This window comes from Pseudomonas nitroreducens (assembly GCF_010994165.1).
Classification (GTDB): domain Bacteria; phylum Pseudomonadota; class Gammaproteobacteria; order Pseudomonadales; family Pseudomonadaceae; genus Pseudomonas; species Pseudomonas nitroreducens.
In genome coordinates, this window is record NZ_WMBX01000001.1 from 106,180 (window position 1) to 120,832 (window position 14,653).

Below are 14,653 nucleotides of genomic sequence, written 5' to 3' on the forward strand. Positions count from 1 at the left end.
GGTGGCGGATAGTTTGTAGCAGACATAATAGTCAGCGAAGTTGTTCAAGTAAATGCTTGTGGAAAGTTTTGTCGTTAATTGTCGACTTATTTAACTAATTTATTCTCTGGTAATTAATCGATGCACTCGCAATGCACCGAACTGGCTCTCGTCGGCGCACTGCGGCAATGGCTGATCTTTTCCCCGGCAGCCGCTAGAATGGCGGCCTTCGCGATGTATCTGGAGTACACCCATGCGCACTTTCCGACTGGTGATCGCCTGCCCCGACGGGGTCGGCATCGTCGCCAAGGTGAGTAATTTCCTGGCCACTTACAACGGCTGGATCACCGAGGCCAGTCACCATTCCGACAACGACAACGGCTGGTTCTTCATGCGGCATGAGATTCGTGCCGACTCCCTGCCGTTCGATATCGACGGTTTCCGCCAGGCCTTCGCCCCCATCGCCCGCGAGTTCTCCATGGAGTGGCGGATCACCGACTCCTCGGTGAAGAAGCGCGTCGTGCTGATGGCCAGCCGCGAATCGCATTGCCTGGCCGACCTGCTGCACCGCTGGCACAGCGGCGAGCTGGACTGCGAGATTCCCTGCGTGATCGCCAACCACGATGACCTGCGCAGCATGGTGGAATGGCATGGCATTCCTTACTTCCACGTCCCGGTGGACCCGAAGAACAAGCAGCCGGCCTTCGAGCAGGTCTCGCGCCTGATCGACGAACACCAGGCCGATAACGTGGTGCTGGCGCGCTACATGCAGATCCTGCCGCCGGACCTGTGCCAGAAGTATCGCCACCAGGTGATCAACATCCATCATAGCTTCCTGCCGTCCTTCGTCGGCGCCAAGCCGTACCACCAGGCCTCGCTGCGCGGCGTGAAGCTGATCGGCGCGACCTGCCACTACGTCACCGAGGAGCTGGACGCCGGTCCGATCATCGAGCAGGACGTGGTGCGGATCAGCCACCGCGACAACATCGAGGACCTGGTGCGCCTGGGCAAGGACGTCGAGAAGCTGGTGCTGGCCCGCGGCCTGCGCTACCACCTGGAAGACCGCGTGCTGGTGCACGACAACAAGACCGTGGTGTTCGACTGATCCACGCGGTCTCGTTCCAGACTGGGTACTCCGCATGCGCTCGCCGTCCACCAACGGCGGGCGCTGCGCCCAACGGAGACGCCGCCATGAGCGACCCGAAGAACCCCGGCATCGCCATCCCACCGCCCACCCTGGGCGAAGGTTGCACCAGCCGCTACGATCCCGACGCGCTGAGCGAAGAGGACGGCACCGAGTTTCCCGGCGCCGCCGAGCTCTGGGATTCGCTCAAGCCTGAGCAGAAGCAAGACAAGCCCGCCAGCGGCTGAGCTTCAGGCGCGTTCGCGCATCCCTATCAGCTTGCGCAGCAGCGGACGCCCCGCCATGAGGGCGAACACCGGCGCGCCCATCACCAGGTAGAAGTAGTAGGTCACCACGCGCCAGATCAGGATGGCCGCGGCCGCCGTGGATTTGCCCACCAGCGGGGCGAGCAGCGCGGCGCTGGTCAGCTCGGTACCACCCGCGCCACCGGGCAGCAGCGTGGCCAGGCCCGCCGCCAGCGACAGCAGCTGGATCAGGAAGGCCCAGGCCCAGTGCAGGTCCACGCCCAGCGCCTTGAGGGTGATGTAGAGCACCGAGAAGCGCAGGATCCAGTGGCAGCAGGTGAAGAAGAAGATCAGTGCCAGCCGGCGCTTGGGTTGGCGCAGGCAGCTGACCAGGGTGTCGCGGAAGTGCAGCGCCTTGCGCGCCCAGTGCAGGCGTGTGCGCGGCTTCATTCCCAGGCGCTGGAACAGCCGGCCGTTGGCCTTGATCACCCGGCGCTGGAAACGCGCCAGCAGTACCACGCCGAAGAAGATTCCGCCCAGCAGCACGCCGCTGGTGATCAGCGAGGTTTCCAGGTTCGGGCTGACGCTGTGGGACAGCGCCCAGACCAGCACCGCCGCCAGCGCGCAGAGGAAGAACAGCAGGTCGCTCAACTGGTCCACGGCGAAGATCGCGCTGCTGTGGGCCGGGCGCATACCGTGGCGCGCGAGTAATGCCATCAGCGTCAGCGGGCCGCCGGTGCCGCCGGGGGTCGCATAGAAAGCGAACTCCGAGGCCATGATGATGCCCACCGAGCGCACCTTGCCGATCTCCCCCGCGCGGCCATTGAGCAGCACGCGCAGCTTCTGCGCGTTGATCAGCCAGCACAGGCAGATCATGCCGAACATGATCAGCAGCTTGTCGAGAGGGAAGGCGAGGACGTGATCGAGCATTTCCCGGCCGCCGAGGGCGAGTGGGATCAGCGAGGCGCCGATCAGGCCGAGCAGCAGCCACCAGGCACGGCTCACGGGCGCACCTTCGGCGGCGGGAGGGGCAGGAGCGAGGCGGAGTGGATAACCAGAGGCTCCTGTCGGAATCGAACTGTCATGCTGAATGGACCGTCAACGGCATGCTGCGTTCGCCGAACTTTACCTGGGCAAGGCGCCGCGCTCAGTCGGCGCCCTTACCAATCACTCGGCGGATTTTCCGTCGTCGGCGCCTTGTTCCAGCGCCTTGTTCTCCCAGCCTTCTTCACCCGGCAGGATCAGGTTCAGCAGGATCGCGACGATGGCGCACAGGGCGATGCCCTTCAGGCCGAAGTCGTCCGGACCGGTGCCGGTGCCGATCAGCACGCCGCCGATGCCGAACACCAGGGTGACCGAGACGATGCACAGGTTGCGCGCCTGGGACAGGTCGACCTTGTGGCGGATCAGGGTGTTCATGCCCACCGAGGCGATGGTGCCGAACAGCAGGCAGAGAATGCCGCCCATCACCGGTACCGGGATGCTCTGCAGGATGGCGCCGAACTTGCCGATAAAGGCCAGACCGATGGCGAATACCGCCGCCCAGGTCATGATCTTCGGGTTGTAGTTCTTGGTCAGCATCACCGCGCCGGTCACTTCCGCGTAGGTGGTGTTGGGCGGGCCGCCGAACAGGCCGGCGGTGGAGGTGGCGATGCCGTCGCCCAGCAGGGTGCGGTGCAGGCCCGGGGTCTTGAGGTAGTTCTTGCCGGTCACGCCGCCCACGGCGATGACGCCGCCGATGTGTTCGATGGCCGGGGCCAGCGCCACCGGAACGATGAACAGGATGGCCTGCCAGTTGAATTCCGGTGCGGTGAACTTCGGCAGTTCCAGCCAGGGTGCGGCGACGATCTTCGCCACGTCGACCACGCCGAAGGCGAAGGACAGGCCATAGCCCACCAGCACGCCGGCGATGATCGGCACCAGGCGCAGCATGCCCTTGCCGAACACCGCGACGATCAGGGTGGTCAGCAGCGCCGGCATGGAGATGAACATGGCGGTCTTGTAGGGGATCAGCTCGGTGCCGTCACCCGCCTTGCCCATGGCCATGTTGGCGGCGATGGGAGCCATGGCCAGGCCGATGGAGATGATCACCGGGCCGATGACCACCGGCGGCAGCAGGCGGTCGATGAATCCAGTGCCTTTGACCTTCACCGCGAGGCCCAGGAAGGTGTAGACGAAGCCTGCCGCCACCACGCCGCCCATGGTCGCGGCCAGGCCGAACTGGCCCTTGGCGAGGATGATCGGGGTGATGAAGGCGAAGCTCGACGCCAGGAACACCGGCACCTGACGACCGGTGACGATCTGGAACATCAGGGTGCCGAAGCCGGCGGTGAACAGCGCGACGTTCGGGTCGAGCCCGGTAATCAGCGGCATCAGCACCAGCGCGCCGAAGGCCACGAAGAGCATCTGCGCGCCAGAGATGATCTGGCGCCACAGCGGTTCGTTGAATTCATCGGCCATGAATCAGGTTTCCTTCTGCTTGGTGCCGAAGATCTTGTCACCGGCATCGCCCAGGCCCGGCATGATGTAGCCGTTCTCGTTCAGGCACTGGTCGATGGAGGCGGTGTAGATGAGCACGTCCGGATGCGCATCGTTGACTGCCTTGATCCCTTCCGGCGCGGCGACCAGCACCATGGCGCGGATGTCCTTGCTGCCGGCTTTCTTGAGCAGGTTGATGGTGGCAACCATGGAGCCGCCGGTGGCCAGCATCGGGTCGATGATCAGCGAACGGCGCTCGGCGATGTCCGGCGCGAGCTTTTCCAGGTAGGTGTGCGCTTCGAGGGTTTCCTCGTTGCGCGCCACGCCTACGGCGCTGACCTTGGCGCCCGGAATCAGGCTGAGCACGCCGTCGAGCATGCCGATGCCGGCGCGCAGGATCGGCACCACGGTGATCTTCTTGCCGGCGATCTTCTCGACCAGCACCGGGCCGGCCCAGCCTTCGATCTCGTAGTTCTCCAGCGGCAGGTCCTTGGTCGCCTCGTAGGTCAGCAGGGCGCCCACTTCCTGGGCCAGCTCGCGGAAATTCTTGGTACTGATATCGTGACGGCGCATCAGTCCGATCTTGTGGCGGATCAGGGGATGGCGAATCTCGAGTACGGGCATGGACGGGTTCTCCGGACGGGCTGGCAAAAAAATTGCGGTAGCGTAATGCATCCTAGCTACCTTGGGCCACGATTGTCGGCGACATTCGTCCGCTGACCCTTGCTCCGTGGCACGCCGATAGGTACCTTTGCGCACTTTTTCACGGGAGAACCCCCATGTCCGTCGATCTCGCGCACATCCGCCAAGTCATGGCCGAAGCCGACTGCCTGTACACCAACGCCGAGGTAGAGGCCGCCATCGCCCGTGTGGCCGAGGCCATCAACGGCTCGCTGGCCGACACCAACCCGGTGGTGTTCTGCGTGATGAACGGCGGCCTGATCTTCTCCGGCAAGCTGCTCCCGCTGCTGAATTTCCCGCTGGAAGCCTCCTACCTGCATGCGACCCGTTACCGCAACGAGACCACCGGTGGCGAGCTATTCTGGAAGGCCAAGCCGGAAATTTCCTTCATCGACCGCGAAGTGCTGATCATCGACGACATCCTCGACGAAGGGCACACCCTCTCGGCGATCATGGACTTCTGCAAGCACGCCGGCGCCAAGCGCGTGCACACCGCCGTGCTGATCGACAAGGACCACGACCGCAAGGCCCGCCCGGACCTGAAGGCCGACTACGTGGGCCTGTCCTGCATCGACCGCTACATCTTCGGCTACGGCATGGACTACAAGGGCTACTGGCGCAACGCCGCCGGCATCTTCGCCGTCAAGGGCCTCTGACGATGAGCGGGCCGCGTTTCCTCGACAGCGCGCTGTTCGACGAGGTTGCGGCCCGTGCCGCCGCCAGCCCCCGGCGCCGGCAGAACCACAACTTCCATGAGCAGACCGAGCCCTGCCATCGCCTGTTCAATGCACTGCAGCCCGACAGCTACATCCCGCCGCATTGCCATCGCCACCCGGACAAGGCCGAAAGCCTGCTGGTGGTGAAGGGCGCTCTGGGCCTGCTGATCTTCTCCGACTCCGGTGAGCTATTGACCACTCGCGAACTGCGCGCGGGCGGCGAGTGCGTCGGCGCAGACCTGCCGCCGGGCACCTTCCACGCCATCGTCGCGCTGGAGCCGGACAGCATCATGTTCGAAGCCAAGGCTGGCCCCTTCGTGCCGCTGGGCGAGGACGAGCGCGGGCAGTGGGCGCCGCGCGAGGGCGAGGCGGGTGCGACTGAATACCTGGCGTGGATGCGTTCTCAGTTCCCACTCTGAATTGCGTTCCTGCGCAAGGGCATGCATCGAGCAGTATCGATGTATGCATGGGTAAGCGCTCATTTTTGCCAATGCATGCTCCGCCTATCCTGCGACCCTCACAAGACAACCGCCCGAGGTTCGCATGTCCCGTCTCCTTTATATCGATGGCCAATGGCAGGCCGCCGACAGCGGCGCCGTCCTGCGCCCGATCGCTCCTGCTACCCGTGAAGCGCTGCCGGAAGTTGCCTGCGCCGGTGTGTCCGACGTAGAGCGCGCCGTCGCTGCCGCCAGGCGCGCCTTCGCCGACTGGAAGCTGACCAGCGCCGCCCAGCGCGCCGGTTACCTGCGAGCTTTCGCCGAGCAGCTCGAAGCCCGCAGCGAAGCGCTGATCACCCTGCAGATGCAGGCCAGCGGCAAGCCGCGCCTGGAAGCGGAAATCGATATCGGTGACGCCATCGCGACCTTCGCCTACTACGCCGAGCTGGCCGAGCAACTGGATGCCCGGCAGAACGCCGAGGTGGCCCTGCCCGACGCCGGCTACCGCTCGCAGACCCGTTTCGAGCCCATCGGCGTGGTCGGCCTGATCGTACCGTGGAACTTCCCGCTGGTGACCAGCGCCTGGAAGGTCGCGCCGGCCCTGGCAGCGGGCTGCACCGTGGTACTCAAGCCCTCGGAAATCACCCCGCTGATCGAACTGGTGCTGGGCGAGATCGCCGACGCCATCGGCCTGCCTGCCGGCGTGCTGAACCTGGTGCCGGGCCTGGCCGATGCCGGCGCTGCGCTGTGCAGCCATGCGGGCATCGCCAAGCTGTCCTTCACCGGCAGCAATGTCGTTGGCCGCAAGGTCATGGAAGCGGCCGCCGCGCGCACGCTGCCGGTGGGCCTGGAGCTGGGCGGCAAGTCGCCGATCCTGGTGTTCGAGGACTGTGACCTGGACGAAGCCGTGCAGTGGATCATCGCCGGCGTCTACTGGAACGCGGGGCAGATGTGCTCCGCCACCTCGCGCCTGCTGGTGCAGGAGTCCATCGCCGCACCGCTGCTGGCGAAGCTGAAGGTCGCGGTGGAAGGCCTGCGCGTTGGCGACTCGTTGCTGGGCGAGACCGACATGGGGCCGATGACCAGCCAAGCGCAGTACCGCAAGGTGCTCGACTACTTCGCCGTGGCCCGCGACGAAGGCCTGGCCTGCCTGACCGGTGGCGAAGCAGGCGAGGGCTGGTTCATCCAGCCGACCGTGTACACCGACGTGCCGGCGGACAGCCGCCTGTGGCGTGAGGAAATCTTCGGCCCGGTGCTGTGCGTACGTACCTTCAGCGATGAAGCCGATGCCCTGCGTCAGGCCAACGACAGCGATTTCGCCCTGGCCGCCACCGTGTGCAGCGCCGACCTCGAGCGTGCCCAGCGTGTCGCCGAGAACCTGGAGGCCGGCAACGTCTGGCTGAACTCGCCGCAAGTCGTCTTCCCGCAGACTTCCTGGGGCGGCGGCAAGCGCAGCGGCATCGGTCGCGAGCTGGGACCGTGGGGCCTGTCGGCATTCTTCGATATCAAGCACATCACCGCGCCGCGCTGATCGGCGTCACCCCGTGCTCCAGGCGCAGGTCTTCGACCAGCGCCTGGAGCGCTTCGTTGTGCCCCGGCTCGTCGCGCACCACCAGGCTGTGGGTGATGCCGTAGCCGAGGGTGTCCGGCAGCAACGCGCGCATCTCGCCCTGTTCGACCCAGCGCTCGGCGTAGTGCGTCGGCAGGTAGCCCAGGTGGGTCCCGGCACGCACCGCGTGCAGCACCGCTTCCATGTGCTGGGCGAAGGCCGTGCTGCGCTGTGGGTCGGCGGGCAGTTGCACGTCCGCCACCGCATAGCCGTGCTGGATCCAGTTGCAGGTTTCCAGTTCGGCGGCGGCGCGCACGTCCTTGTCGAACAGCGGATGCTCGCGCCCGCAGAACACCGCCACGCGCTCGTGGTAAAGCGGCTCATAGCGCAGGTTCGGCAGGCGCCGGCTGAAGCAGGCGATGGCCAGGTGCAGGCGACCGCTGAGTACCAGGCGCTCCAGTTCACTGGATGATTCGATGAGGAAGTGCAGGCGCACGTCCTGGTCGCGGCGGTTGAAACGCGCCAGGGTCTGGTGGATGCGTGCGTCGGGCAGCGTGGCGATATTGTCGGCCAGGCCCAGGTGCAACTCGCCGACCAGGCGCCCGGCCAGTGACTGTACCTGATCACGGAAGTCCCCCAGCGCAGCGAACAGGTTCTGCGCGTAGTCCAGCACCCGCTCGCCTTTCTCGGTCAGGCGGAAGCCGCTCTTGCCACGTTCGCACAGGCGGTAGCCCAGGCGCGTCTCCAGGCTGGCGATGTGCGTGCTGATGGTCGACTGGCCCATGCCCAGTTCGCCCTGCGCGGCAGAGAAGCCGCCGCAGCGCACCACACAGGCGAAGATGCGCAGCAGGCGCAGGTCGAGGTCGGAGACGTTGTGCAGCATGGCGGTTTCGATCGGAGGCCGGCGATGTAATGAGTTGGTAACTTCGAAGGCTATCAATGTATCGGCGGGCTTGCCATGCGTGCCTGTCGTCCTGCTCGACGTGCGTGCTAGAGTGCCCGGCCCTGTCCCGCGGAGGTGATGATGTCCGTTCGCATGCCGGGCGCCGTGCTGGCGCTGCTGTTCTGCATTCCCCTCGGCTTTGCTGATGCCGCCATCGCTGCGCCGATGCACGGCCAGTTCCTGCCGCCGGACGATGCCGGCCTGCGCCAGGGCGAGCCGGAGCAGCAGCAACTGCTGCAGGTCACCGAATACAGCGTGGTGCTGGGCAACCAGCGCCAGTCCAACCAGCAGCCGATCCCGATTACCACGCCGTCGCTGCTGCGCCTCAAGGGCAAGCCGCTGAACAAGGGCGCGCTGATCAGCCAGGTGGTGATCAGCTTCGACGCCGAGGGCAAGAGCCTGAAGAAGCCGGCCTACGACGAAAAGACCCGCGTGCTCAGCCTGTATTACCCGCAGGCCGCTTATCCACAGCTGCTCGATCTGCTGCGCAATGGCACCGTCTACGTGCAGTTCCTCACCTACGGCAACGGCCATATCTGGGCCGACCTGCATACCGGCGCGGTGCGTGCGCGTTGAGCCGCGCCCGGCGCGGGGGTAAACTGCCCGACCCGTGGTGCCCGGCCAGCCGTTGCCGGCCGCGATCCCCGAGACAGCCGTAGAGAGAAGCGAGCGATGCGTAAAGACAAGAAGCAGGTGATTGGCGAAGAGATCGACGACGCCGAGATCAAGCTGTTCCTCGACGTGGAACCGGCCGACGACACCCCGGCGTCCCTGCACAAGCTGGTCAAGGCCTACCGCGGCCTGCGCATCGACGACTTCGAGCGCTTCGTCGGCTTCTTCGTCGAAGCTGGGTACGACCTGTCCGCCAAGGATGCCCAGGGCAAGGATTTCGTCGCCCTGATCCAGGACCAGCGCCAGGCCGAGCCCTATATCGAAGTGATCAAGTCCGCTCGCGGCTGATTGCATCGATGCGCTGAAAAGCCCGCCTTGTGCGGGCTTTTTTGTTCGGGCGGCTCGCGAGCCAGCTCGCGAAAATAGCTCGCGGCGAGGCTTTTGAGGCCGCTCGGGGCACCGCTCCAAAATCCCCGCCTAGACTTCTCGGAAGAACGATAACGACAAGGCGAGGACGAAGCCGTGCAAGTACAGCCCTATCTGTTTTTCCATGGTCGCGCCGATGAGGCCATTGCCTTCTACCAGCATGCGGTAGGTGCTCAGCTCGGCGCGCTGATGCGCTTCGAAGAGGCCCCGGGACCGTCGCCGGTGCCCGATGGCTGGCTGGACAAGGTGATGCACGCCAGCCTGCAGATCGGCGAGACGGAGGTTTTCCTGTCTGATGGTCGCGGCGAGCACAACGCCAATTTCAACGGCTTCTCCCTGCACCTGACGCTGCGCAGCGTGGTGGCCGCGGAGCAGGCGTTTGCCGCCCTGGCGGAGAAGGGGCGGGTGGAGATGCCGCTGGAAAAGACCTTCTGGGCGCAGCGCTTCGGCATGCTCACCGACCGTTTCGGCGTCGGCTGGATGGTCAGTTGCCACTGATTCGCCCGAAACGAAAAAGCCCGCCGGATGGCGGGCTTTTTCATGAGTGCAGCACTCAGGACGCGGCGACGATCTGCAGGCGGTCGGCGGTCATCTGGTTGACTTCGCGGTACACCGCGGCGTCGGTTTCCAGCTGCTTCTCGCGGGCCGGGAAGATCTCCTTGAGCTTCGCGGTCCACTCGGCCGACTGGTAGCGCTCGGGGAAGCAGCGCTCCAGCAGGCCCAGCATGATCGACACGGTGACCGAGGCGCCCGGCGAGGCGCCGAGCAGAGCGGCGATGCTGCCGTCCTGGGCTGCCACCAGTTCGGTACCGAACTGCAGGATGCCGCCCTTCTTCGGATCCTTCTTGATGATCTGCACGCGCTGGCCGGCGGTTTCGAGGCGCCAGTCGGCCGGGTTCAGCTGCGGGTAGAACTTGCGCAGGGCTTCGATGCGCTGGTCCATGGACTGCATGACTTCCTTCACCAGGTAGCGGGTGAGGTCCATGTTGTCGCGGGCCACGGCGAGCATGGGCAGCAGGTTGCTGGTGCGCACCGAGAGCGGCAGGTCGAGGAACGAGCCATGACGCAGGAACTTGGTGGAGAAGCCGGCATAGGGGCCGAACAGCAGGGAAGTCTTGCCCTCGACCACGCGGGTGTCCAGGTGCGGCACGGACATCGGCGGGGCGCCGACTTCGGCCTGGCTGTAGACCTTGGCCTGGTGCTGCTTGACCACCTCGGGGTTGTCGCAGCGCAGCCACTGGCCGCTCACCGGGAAGCCGCCGAAGCCCTTGCTTTCCGGGATGCCGGACATCTGCAGCAGCGGCAGGGCGCCGCCGCCGGCGCCGAGGAAGACGAACTTCGCTCTGACCTTGCGGGCTTCGCCGGTCTGGGTGTTCTTGATGTCCACCAGCCAGCCGTCGCCGCTGCGTTCAAGGCCGACCACTTTCTGGAAGTAGCGGACTTCGCTGCCTTCGCGGCTGGACAGGTAGCCCAGCAACTGGTTGGTCAGGGCGCCGAAGTTGACGTCAGTGCCGCTTTCCACGCGGGTCATCGCGACCTGCTCGTCAGCCGGACGGCCGGGCATGGTCAGCGGGGCCCATTCGGCGATCTTCGCGCGGTCCTCGGTGTATTCCATCGAGGCGAAGGCATGGTGCTGGCTGAGCAGTTCATGACGCTTCTTCAGGAAAGGAATGTCCTTGCCACGCACGAAGCTCATGTGCGGAACGGGGTTGATGAAGTTGCGCGGCGCGCCGAAGGCGTCCTTCCCGGTCAGATAGGCCCAGAACTGTTTGGACACTTCGAACTGGGCGTTGATGTTCACCGCCTTCTTGATGTCGATCGAGCCGTCGGCGGCCTGCGGGGTGTAGTTCAGCTCGCAGAGGCCGGCGTGACCGGTGCCGGCGTTGTTCCACGGGTTGGAACTCTCGATGGCTCCGGATTCCTGCAGTTCGACGATCTCCAGCTTCACGCCCGGATCGACTTCCTTGAGCAGGACAGCCAGGGTTGCGCTCATGATGCCGGCGCCGACCAGCAGCACGTCCATCGATTCGATTTCGTTCTGCGCCATTAACGCGTCTCCAAAACTATCAGCAGCCAGTTGTGACAGCGGGCTTGCACTAAGTGGCAAAGCCGCATGTCCGAATTCTTCCCAGGTCACGAGGGACCTTTCGCGAATGTGTCGGGCCGGGATCGGAGGAGGGGAAATGCGCACCTTCTCGGCAGTCCACGGCGGACGAACTCATCCGCAAGTGCATCCGAAAGTGGCGCTCAGGCGCGGCTTCCGGTGCCGAAAAAGCGATTCAGTGCTGCGGGGTCAGACGTCAATGGTGCTACCAACGCAAAACTCTTCATTGCTCGCCACACTCTCGTGAAGTAGTGAAAAACCTTCGATCACGCTCTTTTGGAGGCGTGAAGCTCAAAGGGGATCGTCGTCGCGGGCCGGTCCGGTCTCCGTGCGGAGTGGGCGGCTGCATCCTTGCCAAGTTCTGCGCAACGAACGTACAAAGCGCGACGGCCAGTGACCGAGGCGAGTGGCGACTCTCTTTGAGGGGTGGCAGAGGCGAGACACGGTGTGTCGGCATCGTGCGGGGCCCGACCAGGAGGCGTCCTTATAATCGGGGGGCGATTATAACGGCGAAACACAAAAAAAAGCTCTGCACCTTAGACTTTTTTCCTAGTCTGCACCCCTTGATTTGCCAATTGTGCCCCGTCCCGGTGCGTCTCGCCTCCGGGTGGGTCAAGGCGGCCGATCGACGCGCGCACGGGAACCCTGAGAACGGGTTCTGCGTCCAATGGCCAAGCGCTATCTGACCGCGCTGCCCGCCGGTATACTGCCGGCCATCGCTTACCCCATGGAGAGATGAGCATGCTGCCTCGCCTGTTGCTCGGCTTTATCGCTGCCGCCAGCCTGACCTTGACCGGCTGCGCGCTCAGCCCGCAACAACTCAACCCGACTCCCGAATTCAAGGGGCCGGTCGCCGCGGTTGGCCAGGGCCAGCCGGTAGTGGTACGTGTCGTCGACGGTCGTCCCAGCACCGCGCTGGGCACCCGTGGCGGCCTGTATTCGGAAACCAGCCAACTGACCGTGCGCAGCGAGGACGTGATTCCCAAGCTGCAGCTGCAGGCTGAAACCGCCGTGCGCCTGCTGGGCTTCACCCCGTCGGCCAACGCCTACAACGCACCGCAACTGACCCTGACCCTGGCCGAACTGAAGTACCAGTCGCCCAAGGAAGGCATGTACGTCACCGAGGCGGACATCGGCGCCACCTTCCGTGCCGACGTGCAGAGCGGCACCCGTCGCTACAGCGGTCGTTATGGTGCCTCGACCAACCAGCGCTTCGGCATGGCGCCCAACGAGGCGACCAACACCAAGCTGGTGAGCGAAGTGCTCAGCGACGCGCTGACCCGGGTGTTCAAAGACCCGACCATCGGCCAGACGCTGAACCAGCGCTGATCGAGGCGGCAATGAAAAAGCCCGGCATCTGCCGGGCTTTTTCGTGGGCGGCCGATCGAAGGATCAGGCGGCCTGGTGGTACGGGTCGACCTCGACAAGGCGCACGCGCTCGTCGGCTTCCGGCAGGTCCAGGTGCTCGTGGCCACAGGCCTGGGTGTAGACCAGCCAATGGTCATCCTGGACATTGAACGAGAGTTCGGTGACGACGGCTTCGATTTCTTCCAGGTGTTCCATCAGATAGGCGTTTTCGTGGGGGACGATTTCGAGCATGGCGAATCTCCTTGGCGAAAGACTTCGATTGGCAGATTTCGTGAAAGCCAGCAGCGTGCCAAAGCGCGGGAGAGGTCTTAGACCATTTCTCGATAACCTTTACGCTCGTCGTAAATAAGCGTAACGCGCTGGCTGCGAGGCAGGGCCAGCGGATAAAATGCGCGACCATTGTTTCTCATCCATGACGGGCCAAGCCCGTTCGTCCAGACTGACCCCCGCTTTGCTTCGAAGTCGATGGCGTGCAGTTCTGAAGCGGAGGTTGTGATGTCGCTGCAGGCGCTCTGTAGTCTTTTCCAGGCCCATCCCGGTCGTATCGTGAACGACCTGGCCCTGTTCTTCGCCCTGGCCGGAGGCTGGTTGCTGCTGGCCACCCGCCGCCGCGAACGCCTCGCCCTGGCTCGCCTGGCTGCCGAAAGCGAGATCGCACCGGTCCCCCTGGACAGCGTCCAGCCGACCGTGCGGATGAATCGCTTCTTCTACCGTTTCGGCTTTGCCTGCATGACGCTGGCGCTGGCCGTGAGCTGGTACAGCACGCAGCTGGGCCAGTAGCGAGTGGAAGCAAAAAGGCGCCCGAGGGCGCCTTTTTTCATACCTGCGGCTTGAGCCGGTACTGGTTCAACACCGGGTTGGCGTATTGCAGGATCAGGTGGCCGCGCTGCTCCATGGGGCATTCGCCCACGCGACGCTCCCATTCGGTGCGCGCACGCTGCAGTTCCTCGGCCTTGAACAGGGTTTCGGCGCGGGGCACGTTCAGCGCTGCGTCGCGCAGGTCGGAGGCCTCGTAGGCGAGGTAGTGCACCGGGAACAGCCGGTAGTTGCCGAGGATCTGCCGGTCCAGCTCGGCGGCGAGCTGCTTGGCATCGGCGAAGTCACCGGTGATCTCCTCGCCGAAGTTGATGTGCACTCGGCCCTTGTAGCCGGTGATGCCCTGCACGATGCTGCGGTCGTCTTCGCCTGGCGCCTTCCTGTACTCGCCGGTGGTGGCGCGGGTATACAGTTCGCGGGCCTTGGCGGCGTCGCACGGGTCGTATTCGTAGCTGATGGACACCGGGATCAGGTGCAGCTCGCGGATCACTTCGGCGAACGGCTCGTCCTTGCGGCTCATGTGGAACATCTTGAGGATCGCCGAATCGGTGCGGTCATCGCCGTCCTTGGCGCGGCCCTCGGCCTGGGCGATCCAGATCGACTGGCCGTCGTTTCGGATCGAGTGATTGATGTAGGCCGAGAGGTTCTGGTACGCCGCCAGCTTCTCGCGGCGACCGCTGATCGAGCGGTGCACGATGAAGCTCTTGTTCAGGCGCATCAGGTCGCTGACGAAGGACTTCTGCAGCAGGTTGTCGCCGATGGCGATGCGTGGCGTTGGCAGCTTCGCGTGGTAGATCGCGTAGTTGCAGAAGGCCGGGTCCACCACAATGTCGCGGTGGTTGGCGATGAACAGGTAGGCACGGCCGGATTGCAGGCGCTCGACACCCGAATAGGTGACGCCGTCGGTGGCGTGCTCGATGGTCCGGTCGACGTAGGGCTCGACTTTGTGCTGCAGCTCGCTGACGCTGCGGATGCCGGTGACTTCGCGGGCCAGCCGATGGGCTATAAGAGGTCTGAGCAGCCAGCCGAACGGACCGGACAGACGCGGGAAACGGTAACGCGCCAGGGCGCCGAGGAAGGCGTCATCGCTCAGCAGGCGCTGCAGGACAGCCGGGACTTCGGCGTCGTTGTACGGTCGGATGGCTTCGAACTCGCCCATCATGCTCTCTAATGAAT

General features: G+C 64.7%; 17 protein-coding genes. 10 read left to right on the forward strand and 7 right to left on the reverse strand.

Annotated features, from left to right (window positions below; genetic code table 11):
* The first annotated feature begins 232 nt into the window (after positions 1-232).
* Together purU and GJV37_RS00525 are read left to right on the forward strand one after the other, a co-directional pair.
* The gene (gene purU / locus GJV37_RS00520) at positions 233-1,084 is read left to right on the forward strand and encodes a formyltetrahydrofolate deformylase (protein ID WP_017519713.1); all 852 of its coding nucleotides are present in this window, start codon (positions 233-235) and stop codon (positions 1,082-1,084) included.
* Positions 1,085-1,170: 86 nt separating this feature from the next.
* Complete coding sequence (locus tag GJV37_RS00525; RefSeq protein ID WP_193452077.1) at positions 1,171-1,350, forward strand: hypothetical protein; 180 nt, start codon at positions 1,171-1,173, stop codon at positions 1,348-1,350.
* Between the two features lie 3 nt (positions 1,351-1,353).
* On the opposite strand, the gene gpgF is transcribed toward GJV37_RS00525, so the two are convergent.
* The 3 genes from gpgF to upp form a co-directional block, all read right to left on the reverse strand.
* A complete protein-coding gene (gpgF, locus tag GJV37_RS00530; protein WP_024762640.1) occupies positions 1,354-2,352 on the reverse strand; it encodes a glucosaminyl phosphatidylglycerol flippase in 999 nt (332 codons plus the stop codon).
* 162 nt (positions 2,353-2,514) lie between these two features.
* Positions 2,515-3,807, reverse strand: a complete 1,293-nt coding sequence (locus GJV37_RS00535; protein ID WP_024762641.1) for a uracil-xanthine permease family protein — start codon at positions 3,805-3,807, stop codon at positions 2,515-2,517.
* A gap of 3 nt (positions 3,808-3,810) precedes the next feature.
* On the reverse strand, positions 3,811-4,449 hold the full coding sequence (upp, locus tag GJV37_RS00540; protein WP_054908629.1) for a uracil phosphoribosyltransferase: 639 nt from the start codon (positions 4,447-4,449) through the stop codon (positions 3,811-3,813).
* Between the two features lie 155 nt (positions 4,450-4,604).
* On the opposite strand from upp, the gene GJV37_RS00545 reads away from it, so the two are divergent.
* The 3 genes from GJV37_RS00545 (at position 4,605) to GJV37_RS00555 (ending at position 7,190) form a co-directional block, all read left to right on the forward strand.
* On the forward strand, positions 4,605-5,162 hold the full coding sequence (locus GJV37_RS00545) for a hypoxanthine-guanine phosphoribosyltransferase (protein WP_017519718.1): 558 nt from the start codon (positions 4,605-4,607) through the stop codon (positions 5,160-5,162).
* A gap of 2 nt (positions 5,163-5,164) precedes the next feature.
* Positions 5,165-5,641 carry a WbuC family cupin fold metalloprotein gene (locus tag GJV37_RS00550; RefSeq protein WP_193452078.1) on the forward strand — a complete coding sequence of 159 codons (477 nt, stop codon included), beginning with the start codon at positions 5,165-5,167 and terminating at the stop codon, positions 5,639-5,641.
* Positions 5,642-5,765: 124 nt separating this feature from the next.
* Entirely contained in the window at positions 5,766-7,190 is a 1,425-nt protein-coding gene (locus tag GJV37_RS00555) for an aldehyde dehydrogenase family protein (protein ID WP_193452079.1), read from the forward strand.
* Here the strand turns inward: GJV37_RS00555 and GJV37_RS00560 are convergent.
* Positions 7,174-8,091, reverse strand: coding sequence for a LysR family transcriptional regulator (locus tag GJV37_RS00560; RefSeq protein ID WP_193452080.1), 918 nt, complete (start codon positions 8,089-8,091; stop codon positions 7,174-7,176). The two genes, GJV37_RS00555 and GJV37_RS00560, sit on opposite strands and share 17 nt — an antisense overlap.
* Before the next feature lie 153 nt (positions 8,092-8,244).
* Here GJV37_RS00560 and GJV37_RS00565 point away from each other — a divergent pair, with 153 nt between their 5' ends.
* The 3 genes from GJV37_RS00565 to GJV37_RS00575 all read left to right on the forward strand — a co-directional run bounded on the left by GJV37_RS00565 (position 8,245) and on the right by GJV37_RS00575 (position 9,687).
* Complete coding sequence (locus GJV37_RS00565) at positions 8,245-8,727, forward strand: hypothetical protein (protein ID WP_425326831.1); 483 nt, start codon at positions 8,245-8,247, stop codon at positions 8,725-8,727.
* Positions 8,728-8,823: 96 nt separating this feature from the next.
* Positions 8,824-9,111, forward strand: coding sequence for a PA4642 family protein (locus GJV37_RS00570; RefSeq protein WP_024762646.1), 288 nt, complete (start codon positions 8,824-8,826; stop codon positions 9,109-9,111).
* 174 nt (positions 9,112-9,285) lie between these two features.
* Positions 9,286-9,687, forward strand: coding sequence for a VOC family protein (locus GJV37_RS00575; RefSeq protein ID WP_024762647.1), 402 nt, complete (start codon positions 9,286-9,288; stop codon positions 9,685-9,687).
* 55 nt (positions 9,688-9,742) lie between these two features.
* Here the strand turns inward: GJV37_RS00575 and mqo are convergent, their stop codons facing one another.
* Complete coding sequence (mqo, locus tag GJV37_RS00580) at positions 9,743-11,236, reverse strand: malate dehydrogenase (quinone) (RefSeq protein WP_193452082.1); 1,494 nt, start codon at positions 11,234-11,236, stop codon at positions 9,743-9,745.
* 798 nt (positions 11,237-12,034) lie between these two features.
* Here mqo and GJV37_RS00585 point away from each other — a divergent pair.
* A complete protein-coding gene (locus tag GJV37_RS00585; RefSeq protein WP_024762649.1) occupies positions 12,035-12,622 on the forward strand; it encodes a YajG family lipoprotein in 588 nt (195 codons plus the stop codon).
* Positions 12,623-12,685: 63 nt separating this feature from the next.
* Here GJV37_RS00585 and GJV37_RS00590 read toward each other — a convergent pair whose 3' ends face one another.
* Positions 12,686-12,892 (reverse strand): hypothetical protein, encoded by a 207-nt coding sequence (locus GJV37_RS00590; protein WP_024762650.1) that lies wholly within the window; start codon positions 12,890-12,892, stop codon positions 12,686-12,688.
* A 264-nt stretch (positions 12,893-13,156) separates the two neighbouring features.
* On the opposite strand from GJV37_RS00590, the gene GJV37_RS00595 reads away from it, so the two are divergent.
* The gene (locus GJV37_RS00595) at positions 13,157-13,441 is read left to right on the forward strand and encodes a hypothetical protein (protein WP_193452083.1); all 285 of its coding nucleotides are present in this window, start codon (positions 13,157-13,159) and stop codon (positions 13,439-13,441) included.
* 37 nt (positions 13,442-13,478) lie between these two features.
* On the opposite strand, the gene GJV37_RS00600 is transcribed toward GJV37_RS00595, so the two are convergent.
* Positions 13,479-14,639, reverse strand: a complete 1,161-nt coding sequence (locus GJV37_RS00600) for a 1-acyl-sn-glycerol-3-phosphate acyltransferase (RefSeq protein WP_193452084.1) — start codon at positions 14,637-14,639, stop codon at positions 13,479-13,481.
* Positions 14,640-14,653 lie beyond the last annotated feature (14 nt).

Excerpts from the sequence above, each read along its gene's own strand:
- purU (WP_017519713.1), top strand. The coding sequence starts at position 233 with ATGCGCACTTTCCGACTGGTGATCGCCTGCCCCGACGGGGTCGGCATC.
- GJV37_RS00525 (WP_193452077.1), top strand. The coding sequence starts at position 1,171 with ATGAGCGACCCGAAGAACCCCGGCATCGCCATCCCACCGCCCACCCTG.
- GJV37_RS00535 (WP_024762641.1), bottom strand. The coding sequence starts at position 3,807 with ATGGCCGATGAATTCAACGAACCGCTGTGGCGCCAGATCATCTCTGGC.
- upp (WP_054908629.1), bottom strand. The coding sequence starts at position 4,449 with ATGCCCGTACTCGAGATTCGCCATCCCCTGATCCGCCACAAGATCGGA.
- GJV37_RS00545 (WP_017519718.1), top strand. The coding sequence starts at position 4,605 with ATGTCCGTCGATCTCGCGCACATCCGCCAAGTCATGGCCGAAGCCGAC.
- GJV37_RS00550 (WP_193452078.1), top strand. The coding sequence starts at position 5,165 with ATGAGCGGGCCGCGTTTCCTCGACAGCGCGCTGTTCGACGAGGTTGCG.
- GJV37_RS00555 (WP_193452079.1), top strand. The coding sequence starts at position 5,766 with ATGTCCCGTCTCCTTTATATCGATGGCCAATGGCAGGCCGCCGACAGC.
- GJV37_RS00560 (WP_193452080.1), bottom strand. The coding sequence starts at position 8,091 with ATGCTGCACAACGTCTCCGACCTCGACCTGCGCCTGCTGCGCATCTTC.
- GJV37_RS00565 (WP_425326831.1), top strand. The coding sequence starts at position 8,245 with ATGCCGGGCGCCGTGCTGGCGCTGCTGTTCTGCATTCCCCTCGGCTTT.
- GJV37_RS00570 (WP_024762646.1), top strand. The coding sequence starts at position 8,824 with ATGCGTAAAGACAAGAAGCAGGTGATTGGCGAAGAGATCGACGACGCC.
- mqo (WP_193452082.1), bottom strand. The coding sequence starts at position 11,236 with ATGGCGCAGAACGAAATCGAATCGATGGACGTGCTGCTGGTCGGCGCC.
- GJV37_RS00585 (WP_024762649.1), top strand. The coding sequence starts at position 12,035 with ATGCTGCCTCGCCTGTTGCTCGGCTTTATCGCTGCCGCCAGCCTGACC.
- GJV37_RS00590 (WP_024762650.1), bottom strand. The coding sequence starts at position 12,892 with ATGCTCGAAATCGTCCCCCACGAAAACGCCTATCTGATGGAACACCTG.
- GJV37_RS00595 (WP_193452083.1), top strand. The coding sequence starts at position 13,157 with ATGTCGCTGCAGGCGCTCTGTAGTCTTTTCCAGGCCCATCCCGGTCGT.
- GJV37_RS00600 (WP_193452084.1), bottom strand. The coding sequence starts at position 14,639 with ATGATGGGCGAGTTCGAAGCCATCCGACCGTACAACGACGCCGAAGTC.